At 65.7% G+C, this 11,849-nt stretch carries 14 protein-coding genes; 7 read left to right on the top strand and 7 right to left on the bottom strand.

The annotated features are described in order from the left end of the window. The 3 genes from SSO01S_RS17010 to SSO01S_RS17000 all read left to right on the top strand — a co-directional run. A partial coding sequence (locus SSO01S_RS17010) for a methyl-accepting chemotaxis protein (protein ID WP_245646882.1) occupies positions 1 to 413 on the top strand: 413 nt, incomplete at its 5' end. A gap of 24 nt (positions 414 to 437) precedes the next feature. After that, positions 438 to 1,139, top strand: coding sequence for an SDR family NAD(P)-dependent oxidoreductase (locus SSO01S_RS17005; protein WP_066801623.1), 702 nt, complete (start codon positions 438 to 440; stop codon positions 1,137 to 1,139). After that, positions 1,136 to 2,101, top strand: coding sequence for a 50S ribosomal protein L11 methyltransferase (locus SSO01S_RS17000; RefSeq protein WP_066801621.1), 966 nt, complete (start codon positions 1,136 to 1,138; stop codon positions 2,099 to 2,101). Before SSO01S_RS17005 ends, SSO01S_RS17000 begins: the two co-directional genes overlap by 4 nt. A gap of 31 nt (positions 2,102 to 2,132) precedes the next feature. Here the strand turns inward: SSO01S_RS17000 and phhA are convergent, their stop codons facing one another. Then, positions 2,133 to 2,999: a phenylalanine 4-monooxygenase gene (phhA, locus tag SSO01S_RS16995; RefSeq protein WP_066801618.1), complete on the bottom strand. Its 867-nt coding sequence runs from the start codon at positions 2,997 to 2,999 to the stop codon at positions 2,133 to 2,135. 155 nt (positions 3,000 to 3,154) lie between these two features. On the opposite strand from phhA, the gene SSO01S_RS16990 reads away from it, so the two are divergent. Further along, on the top strand, positions 3,155 to 3,784 hold the full coding sequence (locus SSO01S_RS16990) for an alpha/beta fold hydrolase (protein WP_245646880.1): 630 nt from the start codon (positions 3,155 to 3,157) through the stop codon (positions 3,782 to 3,784). Here the strand turns inward: SSO01S_RS16990 and SSO01S_RS16985 are convergent. Both SSO01S_RS16985 and SSO01S_RS16980 read right to left on the bottom strand, forming a co-directional pair. Next, entirely contained in the window at positions 3,781 to 4,083 is a 303-nt protein-coding gene (locus SSO01S_RS16985) for a hypothetical protein (RefSeq protein ID WP_066801610.1), read from the bottom strand. The genes SSO01S_RS16990 and SSO01S_RS16985 overlap by 4 nt on opposite strands. An 8-nt stretch (positions 4,084 to 4,091) precedes the next feature. After that, entirely contained in the window at positions 4,092 to 5,132 is a 1,041-nt protein-coding gene (locus tag SSO01S_RS16980; RefSeq protein WP_066801607.1) for a glycerophosphodiester phosphodiesterase, read from the bottom strand. Positions 5,133 to 5,206: 74 nt separating this feature from the next. Here SSO01S_RS16980 and SSO01S_RS16975 point away from each other — a divergent pair, with 74 nt between their 5' ends. Together SSO01S_RS16975 and SSO01S_RS16970 are read left to right on the top strand one after the other, a co-directional pair. Continuing rightward, on the top strand, positions 5,207 to 6,112 hold the full coding sequence (locus SSO01S_RS16975; protein WP_066801604.1) for an XdhC family protein: 906 nt from the start codon (positions 5,207 to 5,209) through the stop codon (positions 6,110 to 6,112). Continuing rightward, the gene (locus tag SSO01S_RS16970; RefSeq protein ID WP_066801601.1) at positions 6,105 to 6,698 is read left to right on the top strand and encodes a nucleotidyltransferase family protein; all 594 of its coding nucleotides are present in this window, start codon (positions 6,105 to 6,107) and stop codon (positions 6,696 to 6,698) included. The genes SSO01S_RS16975 and SSO01S_RS16970 overlap by 8 nt, the downstream gene beginning before the upstream one ends. 20 nt (positions 6,699 to 6,718) lie before the next feature. Here the strand turns inward: SSO01S_RS16970 and SSO01S_RS16965 are convergent, their stop codons facing one another. From SSO01S_RS16965 to SSO01S_RS16950, 4 genes are read right to left on the bottom strand one after another with little or no spacing between them, the layout of a single operon-like run. Next, positions 6,719 to 7,927 (bottom strand): ABC transporter permease, encoded by a 1,209-nt coding sequence (locus tag SSO01S_RS16965; protein ID WP_066801598.1) that lies wholly within the window; start codon positions 7,925 to 7,927, stop codon positions 6,719 to 6,721. Then, positions 7,927 to 8,640 (bottom strand): ABC transporter ATP-binding protein, encoded by a 714-nt coding sequence (locus SSO01S_RS16960; protein ID WP_066801625.1) that lies wholly within the window; start codon positions 8,638 to 8,640, stop codon positions 7,927 to 7,929. Before SSO01S_RS16960 ends, SSO01S_RS16965 begins: the two co-directional genes overlap by 1 nt. Beyond that, entirely contained in the window at positions 8,630 to 10,045 is a 1,416-nt protein-coding gene (locus SSO01S_RS16955; protein ID WP_066801595.1) for an efflux RND transporter periplasmic adaptor subunit, read from the bottom strand. Before SSO01S_RS16955 ends, SSO01S_RS16960 begins: the two co-directional genes overlap by 11 nt. Then, the gene (locus tag SSO01S_RS16950; protein ID WP_066801593.1) at positions 10,035 to 11,471 is read right to left on the bottom strand and encodes an efflux transporter outer membrane subunit; all 1,437 of its coding nucleotides are present in this window, start codon (positions 11,469 to 11,471) and stop codon (positions 10,035 to 10,037) included. The genes SSO01S_RS16955 and SSO01S_RS16950 overlap by 11 nt, the downstream gene beginning before the upstream one ends. 122 nt (positions 11,472 to 11,593) lie before the next feature. Here SSO01S_RS16950 and SSO01S_RS16945 point away from each other — a divergent pair. Continuing rightward, the coding region (locus tag SSO01S_RS16945) for an acetyl-coenzyme A synthetase N-terminal domain-containing protein (RefSeq protein ID WP_281178714.1) at positions 11,594 to 11,849 on the top strand (256 nt) is incomplete at its 3' end.

Genomic DNA, 11,849 nt, shown 5'->3' with positions numbered 1-11,849 from the left:
CCGGGCGTGGCTTCGCGGTCGTCGCGCAGGAGGTGAAGAGCCTGGCGAACCAAACCGCACGCGCGACCGATGACATCGCCGCCAAGATCGCCGCGATCCAGTCGGCCACGAAGAGCACGGTCGACACCAATGTTTCGATCCGCGCCACGGTGAGCGAAGTACAGGAGAGCGCACACCGCATCCGTGCGGCGATGGAGGTGCAGGCGCAGACCGTCACCGCGATCACAGCCGCGGTCGACGAAACCGCGCTGGCCGCAGATTCCATGTCGGCAACGATCGGAGCGATCCGCGAGGATACCAAATCGGTGACCACCGAGATCGACACGCTTCAGCGCGACGTGACGGAAGTCGATGAAAAGCTCCACCGCCTGCGCGACGCGGCGGAAAGCTTCTCGTCGTCGGTGGCGGCGTGAAGGGATAGTCGCTAGTGGGGGGCGATGGCCACCCACATACTCCTGACCGGTAGCAGCCGGGGCATCGGCGCGGCGATTGCCGGATCCTTTGCGCGCGACGATGTGCGCCTGATCGGCCATGGCACGAAGAGCGGCATCGCCGCCGATTTCGACGCACCCGGCGGCGCGCAGGCGCTCTGGCAAAAGGCGCTCGGCGCGCTGGATGGCCGCATCGACGTGCTCATCAACAATGCCGGGATTTTCGAAAGCAACCCGATCGACCGGGACGGCGACGCCTGGGCCGCGAATTGGGAGCGGACGATGCGCGTCAACCTGACCGCATCGGCGGAGCTTTGCCGCCTCGCCATCCTCCATTGGCAGGACGGCAATCGCGGCGGACGGATCGTCAACATGGCCAGCCGCGCCGCCTATCGTGGCGACAGCCCTGCGCATTGGCATTATGCCGCGTCGAAGGCGGGGATGGTCGCGATGACCAAATCGATCGCGCGCGGCTATGCCAGCGAGAACATCCTGGCGTTCGCGATCTGCCCGGGCTTTACGATGACGGGCATGGCGGACGATTATCTCGCCAGTCGCGGCGGCGATAAATTGCTGGCCGACATTCCGCTTGGCCGGGTTGCGGAGGCATCCGAAGTGGCGGTTCTGGCGCGCTTCTGCGCATTGGAGGCCCCGCCCTCCATGACGGGCGCGATCCTGGACGTGAATGGTGCGAGTTATGTACGATGAGTAGCTGGAAACTGACCTTGCCCTGCACCCGCGACGAAGCGGAGGTGCTCGAAGTCGAGGATCTTGATCTCAATCCCTTGCCCGTTCTCCTGACCAGCGAGCGGATACCGGACGATCCGGCGAGCTGGCAGCTCGAAGCCTATTTCGATGGCAAGCCCAATAGCGCCGCGCTCGCCGCAGTGCAGGCGCTGGTTCCGAGCTCAAAGGGCGTGAAGCCGGTCGCTGAGCGAATCCGCGACGCGGATTGGGTGACGCTCAGCCAATCGGGGATTGAGCCGGTCCATGCAGGTCGCTTTTACGTCCATACCGCGACAAACAAGGGCGCGGTCCCGGCTGGCGCGAAGGCATATCGCATCGATGCCGGGCTCGCATTCGGCACCGGCACGCATGAGACGACATCGGGATGCCTGATCGCGCTCGGCGATCTTGCCGCGGCGGGCAAGCGCTTCCGCAACCTCGCGGATATCGGCACCGGCACCGGGCTTCTGGCCTTTGCCGCAATGCACTTGTGGCCCCGCGCTTATGCCACGGCATCCGATATCGATCCGCGCTCGATCGACGTGACCGCCGATAATGCCGAACTCAACGGCGTGGCGCTCGGCGGCGGGCGCGGCGAGCTGTCGCTCGCTGTGGCACCGGGCTTGGAGCATCCGCTGCTGATCGGGCGCGCGCCTTATGATCTGATCCTCGCCAACATCCTGGCGGGCCCGCTCACCGAGCTGGCGCCAACGATCGGCATGGCGCTGGACGAGGGCGGCACTTTGGTGCTCGCCGGGCTCCTCCATTCGCAGGCGGAGACTGTCGCACGCGCCTATCGCCGCCAGGGATTGCGGCTGACCGGCCGCATCGATCGTGGCGACTGGCCAACGCTGATCCTCACCAAGCGGCGACGCTTCGGGCCCGATCGCGTCACGCGGATGAGCCGCGGCAAGGGCGAGGCACCGGGGTTCGGAAGCTGGTGAGCGGGCCTGTGCCGTCTAACTGAAAACGACGCTACGCCTTCGACGCCGCATATTCCTGGGTGCCCCGCGTGAGGACACGATCATCCGGCAGGATCGCGGCGATGGGGATGTCGGGCTGGGCGAGGATCTCGGCGTAAAGCGGTGCGAAATCGGTCTCGACGGTCTGGCGGAGCAGTTCGTCGAAGCTCGGGATGACGAAGTAGTTCTGCTGAAAATCGTCGATCCGGTATTCGGTGCGCATCACCCGCTTCATGTCGAAGCGGATGCGGTTCGGGCTCGGATCCTCGAGCGCGAAGATGCTCTCGGCAAAGCTCGAGACGATGCCCGAGCCATAGATGCGCAGATTGCCATCCTCTTCGATCAGCCCGAACTCGACCGTGTACCAGTAAAGCCGGCCAAGCTGCTTCAGCGCGCCGAGATCCAGCGCGCGATTGCCGCCGCGGCCATAGGCTTCAAGATAATCCGCAAACACCGGATCGGCGAGCATCGGCACATGGCCGAACACGTCGTGGAAGACGTCGGGCTCCTGAATGTAATCGAGCTGATCGGGTCGGCGGATGAAATTGCCCGCGACGAAGCGGCGATTGGCCATGTGATCGAAGAACACGTCATCGGGAACCAGCCCAGGCACCGCCACGACCTGCCAGCCGGTGAGCTTCATCAGCCGTTCGGAAAGCTCCTCGAAATTGGGAATGCCGCCATCGGAGAGCCTGAGCGCGTCGAGGCCGTTGAGATACGCCTTGCTCGCGCGCCCGGGGAGCAGCTTCGCCTGGCGCGCGAACAAGGTGTCCCAGGTCGCGTGCTCCTCCGCAGTATATGCCTGCCAATTCTGGGAGATCGTCCAATCCGGCGCCGCGCCTTCGGGCGGGCGATCGAGGACGTGGGTTTCTTCTGTCATCCCCGTGGCATAGCATGGCGGTGCCGGGCATGAAAATGAGGCCTTCGATGTTACCAATGCCGCGTGACGCATCGCAGGCACCGCCACCCCTGGCAGCCGCGCTCGAATGGCCCCGGGCCTTCTGGACAGTCGCGCGGCTGACGCGGGGCGGGTGGATGCGCGACCTGCCCCCGGGCGATGGTCGGCCGGTGCTGGTGCTGCCCGGCCTGTTCAATGCGGACCGATCGAATATCGTGCTGCGACACATGCTGCGAAAACTCGGCTATCGGGCCTATGGCTGGGGTCTGAAGCGTAACCTCGGCGTGCGCACCGTGGGCAGCGAGAATGAGCGGTTGATCGCCCGCATTGCCGAGATCCACTCCGAAGCGGGCGAGAAGGTCACGCTCGTCGGCATATCGCTCGGCGGCATTTTGGCGCGTCTTGCGGCGCACAGGCATCCGGAGCTGGTGCGCGAAGTCATCACGATCAGCTCACCCTTTGCGGGGCCGCCCACGGCAACCAATGTATGGCGGCAGTTCGAATGGCTGACCGGGGAGAAGATCAGCGACGCAGCGGTGATCGCGCGGCGTGAGGAGGCGGCGAAACCCTTGCCGGTACCGGCCACTGCGATCTGGAGCCGCAGCGACGGGCTGGTCAATGGGCTGATCTGCCGCGAACCAGAGACAGCGAAGGCGCACGCGATAGAGATCAGCAGCAGTCACTTGTTCGTGCAGATGAAGCCGGAAACGCTGCGCGCGGTGGCGCGGATATTGGGCGGCAGCCCCTGCTGCGTCGCTACGTCCTAGTCGTCGCGGTCCCGGCGCTTCTTGTGCTTGCGATCGTTGCGCTGCTTTTCCTTGAGCTCGGCGTCCCGCATCGCCTCTTCCTCGGCAACGCGCTTGCGCTCGGCCCCTTCGGCGGCCTCCTTCTTGCGCATCTTCCTGCCGTAATTGCGGTCGGACTCTTCCTGGCTGGTCGTCGCCCAGTCGACGCCCTGGCCCGCTGCCTTGACCGGCAGCGTCGCGACATCGACGATCGTCTTGGCGATGCAGCCGCCGGATAGAAGTGGCAGCGCCACGATGAACGGCACGAGGATCTTGCGCATGGCGGTCCTTACTTTGCGGGCGTCCGGAACGATGCGCGCGCTTGCGCTCCGATATACGGGTAATCCGTGAAGAAACCGTCCACACCAAGTCCGAGGAAATACTGCATTTCTTCGAGCAGGCGGCCATGCTCCATCGGATTTGTGCCCGTGCGATAGGCAGTGTTGAGAAACGCACTCTCGGCGCGGAAGGTCCAGGGGTGGACGCGCAGCCCCGCAGCATGTGCATCGGTGATCAGCGTCGTCGGCTTGTTGTCGGGATCGAGCACGAGGGTGAGTTCGGGGCCGATGCCATAGGCATAGTCGGCAATGTCCCGGAGCGCGGCGGGGGCGATCATGTCGCGATAGGCGGCATAGCTGCCATCGGCCGGCGCCGTGGCGGGCTTGATGAGCTGGATCAGCCGGACCTTGGTCTGCTTCGCCAGCGCCTTCAGATTGTTCACTTCGAACGACTGGATGAACACCGGCGCATCGGCGCGGTTCCATCCCGCGGCCTCGATCGCCGCGAGCAGGCGGGGCTCGACCGGAAGGCCGAGCGAGGCGAAATAGGTCGGGTGCTTGGTTTCGGGATAGATGCCGATCACTCGCCCAGTCTCCGCGCTAGCGCGCTTGGCGAGCGCGATCACCTCCTCGATCGTCGGGATCTCCGCCTGGCCATTATATTTCGTGTTGGCCGGGCGCATCAGCGGCAGCCGCTCGACCGCACGCAGCGTCTTCAATTCGGCGAGCGTGAAATCCTCGGTGAACCAGCCGGTTTCCTTGATGCCATCGATCGTCTTGGTTGTGCGCCGCGCCGCAAATTCGGGATGCTGCGCGATATCGGTGGTCTCGACGATGTTGTTCTCGTGGCGGACGACGAGGTGCCCGTCCTTGGTCGGCACGAGATCGGGCTCGATATAATCCGCGCCCTGTTTGATCGCCAGTTCATAGGCCATCAGCGTATGCTCGGGTCGCTCGCCGCTCGCGCCGCGATGGGCGATGATCAAAGGAGCGGTTTCGGTGCCATGCTCCGCCGTCGTCGCGCAGCCACCTGCCGTGAGCCATGCCGCCATAATCAACGATCTCGCCAGTCCCCGCATACCGCGCTAGTCGATACGCCATATCTGTGACGGTAGCGAGGCGAAGCGTGGCGGAAAATGACAGCGTGATTGCCGCCGCACTGGCCTGGAAAGGCGCGCCGCTGGCGCTTGCCACGGTGGTCTCGACCTGGGGATCGGCACCGCGGCCCAGGGGCAGCCACATGATCGTCCACGCCGATGGCCGTTTCGAGGGCTCGGTTTCGGGCGGCTGCGTCGAGACCGATATATTGGCGACGGCGGCGGAGGTGATCGGGGGCGCTCCCGCCGTGGTGAAAACCTATGGCGTGGCCGATGATGCCGCGTGGGAGGTTGGGCTGCCCTGCGGCGGCACGATCGAGGTTCTGGTGCAGCCCGTATCGGATGCGGGGTTTGCACCGGCCTTGTTCGAGAGCATCGCGGCGGCGCGCGCCAGCGGGTCGCCGTTGGACGTGGGCACGGATCTGGCCACGGGCATCAGCGCGGTCGGCGCGGGGGGATTCCTCAACCGATACGATCCGCCGCGCCGCCTTTTGATCATCGGCGCGGTCCAGATCGCGCAGTCGCTGGCGGGGCTGGCGCGCGAGTTGGGGATAAATTGCACCGTGATCGATCCGCGCGGGAGATTTCTGACGCCCGAGCGTTTTCCCGGAGTGACTCTGGATGACCGCTGGCCGGACGAGGCCGTGACCGCAATGAGGCCCGACCGTGCCACCGCCGTGGTGACGCTGAGCCACGACATCAAGATCGACGACCCCGCATTGATCGCGGCACTGGCGAGCCCAGCCGGTTATGTTGCCGCCTTGGGATCACGCCGCAGCCATGCGGCGCGGTTAGAGCGGCTGGCTGCGGCAGGTGTGACGCCCGACAGTCTTGCGCGGATTGAAGGGCCGGCAGGCCTGAACCTGGGTGCGATCGGCCCGGCCGAGATCGCCTTGTCGATCGCGGCGTCGATGGTGCGGAGCTTCCATGGTTGAGCCCGAGCAGGTTGCGCTGGTGCTGCTGGCGGCGGGCCATTCGCGCCGCTTTGACGGTGACAAGCTTGGCGAGCCGTTCCTCGACAAGCCGCTTGCCTATCATGTCGTCACCGCGCTGGAGAAGCTGCCCTTCCATGCCCGGATCGCAATCGTGGCCGATACCGCGCTGGATTTCGCGGGGCGCGGCTATGCGGTAATCGAGAATCCCGATCCGTCGCTCGGCCAGGCGCGCTCGCTTAGCTATGGCGTGGCGCGCGCCCGCGAACTGGGTTGCGACTATGTGCTGGTCGCGCTCGCGGACATGCCCCGCGTCACCGCCGCGCATGTCATGCGGTTGCTGGATGCAGCCAATGGCCCCGGCACGATCGTCGCGTCCAGCGACGGCACCCGCCCGATGCCCCCCGCGCTGTTCGGCAAGGGGCTTTACGACGAACTGCTCGCGCTCGATGGCGACGAAGGCGGGCGCCAGCTCATCAAGCGCGGCAAGCACGTGGTCACCAGCCCGGCAGAACTCGTCGATATCGATACGCGCGAGGATCTGGAAGAGCTGCGCGCGCTATATGGACTGCCGACCGACGGGAAGTGACCCGATCCTGCGGGTAGCGATTACTCGTGCCGAAGCGCGTCGATCGGATTGAGGCTGGCCGCCCGGCGCGCCGGGAAATAGCCGAATACCACGCCGATGATCGCCGAGATCGCAAAGGCGATAACGTTGATCTGCACGTCGAACAGGAACGGCAATCCACCCGCGATCGAGAGCCCGGCCACCGCGAACTGAGCGAGCAGCAGCCCGATCACGCCTCCGAGCATGGCGAGCACCACGGCCTCGACAAGGAACTGCATCAGCACTTCGCTGGCCACCGCGCCGATCGCCAATCGTATGCCGATCTCGCGCGTTCGCTCGGTTACCGACACCAGCATGATGTTCATGATCCCGATCCCGCCGACGACGAGGCTGATCCCCGCCACCGCCGCAACGATCTGGGTGAGCAATGTCGTCGTGCCGGTCAGCGTGGCGCTGATCTGGGCGGTGTCAAAGATGTTGAAATCGTCCTGCTTGCCGCCGGTGATATTGCGGCGCTCGCGCAGCAGCGAGGTGATCCCCGCCTGGACCTGGGCCGTTTCATAATCGGGATCGGTGCCGACGAGCATCAGGCGGATATCGCGATTGCCCGTGAAGCGGCGCTGGACCTGCTTGATCGGCATGATCACGACATCGTCCTGATCGCCGCCGAACCCGGCCTGGCCGCGCGTGGAGAGAATGCCGATCACGTCGCAGGAAATGCCGTTGATCCGCAGCCTCTTGCCGACTGCATCGCCGCCGTTGAACAGGTTCTTGCGCACCGTGTTTCCGATCACGCAGACGCCCTTGCCCGCTTGCTCCTCGGCCCGGTTCCAGGTGCGCCCGTCGACCAGCGGCCAGGGCTGGACGCGGAAATAATCGAGCGTCGTGCCGTTGACCGTGGTAGTCGCGTTCGCGCCTTCATGGATTGCGGTGCCGCTGCTCTGCGCCTGGGGGGCGACCGCGATGACGCCGGCGATCTGATCGCGCACCGCCTGCACGTCCTGTTCGTCGAAATTGGCCGGCTGAGGCCCCCCGCCGCCGCGCCCGAAGCCCTGGCCCGGACGCACCTGGAGGATATTGGTGCCGAGCGACGAGATTTGCTGCTGCACGGCGGCCGTCGTCGCCTTGCCGAGCGTGACCATCGTCACCACCGCCGCGACGCCGATGATGATGCCAAGCGCGGTGAGGATCGAGCGAAGCTTGTGCCGCAGGATCGATCGGATCGCGAGGATGAAGGTGGTGCCAAACATCAGGCAGGCACCTTGTCATTCTGCTCGATCCGCTCGATCAGGCCGTCCTTGAAATGCACCAGCGTGCGCGCGAATTCCGCCATGTCGGGCTCGTGCGTCACCATCAGCACGGTGATGTTGCTGGTCCGGTTGAGATCGGTGAGCAATTCCATGATTTCCACCGAACGCTCCGAATCGAGATTGCCAGTCGGCTCGTCGGCGAGCAGCACGGCGGGGTTGGTGACGATCGCGCGGGCGATCGCGACGCGCTGTTGCTGGCCGCCCGAAAGCTCGGCGGGGGTGTGATCCCACCATTTATCGAGCCCCACCTTCGCAAGCGCGGCCATTGCCGCATCGCGGCGCTGCGCCTTGGGATCGCCCCGATAGACGAGCGGCAGCTCGACATTCTCGAGCGCCGATGTGCGCGCGAGCAGGTTGAATCCCTGAAACACAAAGCCGAGATATTTGCGGCGCATCAGCGCGCGCTGGTCGCGCCCCAGTTGCTCGACATGAAAGCCGTTGAACAGGAACTCGCCAGAGGAAGGCACGTCGAGACAGCCGAGGATGTTCATCGTCGTCGACTTGCCCGAGCCCGACGGGCCCATCACCGCGACAAAATCGCCTGCGGTGATATCGAGATCGATTCCCTTCAGCGCCTGAAACTGCGTCGCGCCTTCGCCGTAAACCTTGGTGACGTTGCGCAACTGAATCAGCGGGAGTGGATTATCCGCCACGCTGGCCTCCGCCCTGCGCGCCGCCACCGCCACCGCCGCCGCCAGCACTTTGGCGCCGCTGGCCCGAGCCGCGCTTGCTGCTCGCGCCGGATGCAAGCTGGCCGGTGATGACCTTCGCGCCGGGCTTCAGGTCGCCGCCGGTGATCTCGGTGACGCTGCCGTTGGTGTCGCCGATGGTGACCTCCACCGGCTCCGGCTTGCCGTCCTCGCCGACGATATAGACCGTCTGCTTGCCGCCCTGCGTCACATTCCCCGAAGATTCGGTGCGGTTGCCGCGGCGCGGCCGCGTGGGGACGAGCGACCCGGCGATGCCGGACTTGCTTTCGCCGGCGCTCGATGCGCCCGGGACCGCCGGCGTGAAGCGCAGCGCCGCATTGGGCACGAGCAGCACGTTGGGCTTCGCCTTGGTGGTGATCTCCGCCGTCGCAGTCATACCTGGGCGAAGCTGGAGGTCGGGATTGGCGACACTCAGGATCGCTGCATAGGACACGACCTGGTTCGCCGAGGCTGACGCGCTGGACGAGCTGGCTGCGCTCGCGGTCAGGTTCGAAGCGAGATCGACGCGGGTGATCGTCGCGGGGAAGGTCTTGCCCGGAAAGGCGTCGACGGTGAAGTTCGCGGTCTGGCCCTGCTGGACCGACCCGACATCGGCTTCGTCGATCGAGACTTCGAGCTGCATCGCGGAGAGGTCTTCGGCGATGACGAACAGCACCGGCGCGTTGAGCGAGGCGGCAACGGTCTGGCCCGGCTCGATCTGGCGGACGAGCACGACGCCGTTGACGGGCGAACGGATGACCGCCTTCGACCGCTGCGTCTGATTGGACGAGAGCGCGGCGCGCGAAGATGCGACATTGGCCTGCGCGGTGCGCTGCGCGGCGATCGCCCGCTGGACGGCGGCGCGGGCCTGCTCCATCTCGACCTTTGCGGGGACGCGTCCGCCTGAAAGCCGGCTGACCTCCTCCATGCGGGCCAACTGGGCCTGCGTCTCGCTGACCGTGGCTGCGGCCTGCGAGACCTGCGCGATGCTGGCGTTGAGCGCGGCGGCGCTCTGCGCGATGGCGTCGTCGAGCCGCGAGGTATCCAGCAGCGCGATCGGCTGCCCCTTCACCACGCGATCGTTGACGTCGGCGGTGACGCTTTCGACCAGGCCCGAAAGTTCGGAGCCCACCGTCACCTGATTGGTCGGCGCGAGCTTGCCGGTGGCCGACACGGTCACGGTCAGATTGCCGCGCTCTACTTCCGCAGTGGTGTAGCGCACCTCTTCGGACCCGCCGAACAGGCGGAAGGCGAGCAGCACCGCCAGCAGAAGTCCCACGCCGATCGCGACCCATTTGACATAGCGCCGCCACCTGGGCGCGGCCGGGGTCCCTAGGAATTCGTCGAGCTTCTTGGTGTCAGTTGCCATCGGTGGATGCCTGTGCGGGAGTCTGCGAGGGAGCGATCGGCGTGACATTGCTGTCCCATCCGCCGCCCAGTGCGAGATAGAGCTGGATCAAAGCGGTAGATTGGTCCGCCTGCGCCTGGCTGAGGCCGTTGCGCGCGGAGATAAGGCTCGATTCGGCCTGGTTGAGCGTCGTGAAATCGGTGAGGCCCGAGCGATATTGCAGCCGCGCGAGTAAGGTCTGGTTGTTCGCAGCCTCAAGCGCGATGCGGAACTCGCGCTCGCGGGCCTGTGCGGTCTGCAGCGCGACGACCGCGTTCTCGATATCCTCAAGCGCGCTGAGCACGGTGGATTTGTAGGAGAGGAACGCGCCGTCTGCGGCGGCTTCGGCCGAGCGGACCTGGCTCTGGCGGCGGCCACCGTCGAAGATCGTCTGGGCAAGATTGGCGAACAGCCGACCCGAAATCGCGTCGAATATGCTGGAGAGCGCGCCGCTGCCGCCATCCAGGCTGCCGCCGATCGAAAGCGCGGGGTAAAGCTGCGCGGTGGCGACGCCGATATTGGCCGTGGCGGCGGCAAGGCTGCGCTCTGCGGCGCGAACATCGGGGCGCTGGCGGAGCGAATCGGCGGGGATGCCGGTGGCGACGTCGGCCGGCCCGCGCGGGATCGGCTTAGCGGTCTCCAGCTCGGCCTTGAGCGCGCCCGGGGCTTGGCCGGTCAACACGCCGAGCCGCGAGACGAAGCCATTATAGCTCGCCTCCAGCGACGGGATCGACGCGGCGGTCTGCGCGCGGCTCGCGCGGGCCTGCTCCTGATCGAACGACGAGACCAACCCGGCCTGCACCCGGAAACCGGCGATTTCGAGATTGTCGTCCTGGATGCGGAGCGCCTCGCGCGCGTTGGCAAGATTGGTCTGGGCGAGCCGGGCGAGAACATAGTTGCGCGCCGTCTCGGCCTGAACCGAGATTAGCACCGTGGCATAATCGAAGCCGCTCGCTTCATAGCCTGCGCGCGAGGCTTCGACCCCGCGCCGGACACCGCCGAACAGATCCACCTGATAGCTGGCGTCGCCGCCGATCGAGAAACTGTCATTGCCGCCGCCGGGCCCAGTGATCGCCTGGCTGCGCGAATAGCCTGCCCCGGCGCTGATCGCGGGAAGCAGGCTCGCGCGCGACTGGGTGAGCGATTCGCGGGCCTGGCGAAGGCGCGTGACGGCGACGGCGATGTCTAGATTGCCGGCGCGCGCACGTTCGACCAGGCTGGCGAGCATCGGGTCGTCGAAACGCGTCCACCACTGGCTCAGATCTTCCTGTGCGCCCTGCGCTGTGGGTACAGAGAATTGGTCGGGCACCCCGATCTCGCTGGCGGCGCGGGGACGATAATCCGGCCCGGACGAACAGGCGGCGAGCGGGATCGCGAGTGCGAGTGTCCATGCGATGGATCGGTTCATGACCTCCTAGATGGTTTCGGAAGCGATTCTGTTCCACCAAAACATTGTCGCAGTTTGTCGCAGCGGCTCGCTTGCTTGTTTCGCCCCCCCGCTTCTATCAAGCGTTCCGTAAGGAGAATCTCATGTCTGAAAGCATCTATCCCGTTCCCGAAGAATGGGCGCGCAATGCGCGCGTGGATGCTGCCGGCTATGAGACCCTGCACGGCCGCAGCCTCGCGGATCCAGGTAGTTTTTGGCTGGAGGCAGCGAAGCGTCTGGACTGGATGAAGCGTCCTGAGATTGCGGGGGACTGGTCGTTCGAGGAGGGTGATTTCCACATAAGCTGGTTCGCGGATGGCAAGCTCAACGTGTCGGCGAACTGCGTGGACCGGCATCTTG

Source organism: Sphingomonas soli NBRC 100801, from assembly GCF_001591025.1.
GTDB lineage: Bacteria > Pseudomonadota > Alphaproteobacteria > Sphingomonadales > Sphingomonadaceae > Sphingomonas > Sphingomonas soli.
The sequence above is the reverse complement of the archived record's forward strand: the minus strand, read 5'-3'. Positions and strand labels throughout refer to the sequence as shown.

Bases quoted from the DNA above. Each gene is read 5' to 3' on its own strand.
- SSO01S_RS17005 (WP_066801623.1), top strand. From the start codon at position 438: ATGGCCACCCACATACTCCTGACCGGTAGCAGCCGGGGCATCGGCGCG.
- SSO01S_RS16950 (WP_066801593.1), bottom strand. From the start codon at position 11,471: ATGAACCGATCCATCGCATGGACACTCGCACTCGCGATCCCGCTCGCC.
- phhA (WP_066801618.1), bottom strand. From the start codon at position 2,999: ATGACAGAAGAAACCCACGTCCTCGATCGCCCGCCCGAAGGCGCGGCG.
- SSO01S_RS17000 (WP_066801621.1), top strand. From the start codon at position 1,136: ATGAGTAGCTGGAAACTGACCTTGCCCTGCACCCGCGACGAAGCGGAG.
- SSO01S_RS16955 (WP_066801595.1), bottom strand. From the start codon at position 10,045: ATGGCAACTGACACCAAGAAGCTCGACGAATTCCTAGGGACCCCGGCC.
- SSO01S_RS16990 (WP_245646880.1), top strand. From the start codon at position 3,155: ATGCGCGACCTGCCCCCGGGCGATGGTCGGCCGGTGCTGGTGCTGCCC.
- SSO01S_RS16970 (WP_066801601.1), top strand. From the start codon at position 6,105: ATGGTTGAGCCCGAGCAGGTTGCGCTGGTGCTGCTGGCGGCGGGCCAT.
- SSO01S_RS16980 (WP_066801607.1), bottom strand. From the start codon at position 5,132: ATGGCGGCATGGCTCACGGCAGGTGGCTGCGCGACGACGGCGGAGCAT.
- SSO01S_RS16985 (WP_066801610.1), bottom strand. From the start codon at position 4,083: ATGCGCAAGATCCTCGTGCCGTTCATCGTGGCGCTGCCACTTCTATCC.
- SSO01S_RS16965 (WP_066801598.1), bottom strand. From the start codon at position 7,927: ATGTTTGGCACCACCTTCATCCTCGCGATCCGATCGATCCTGCGGCAC.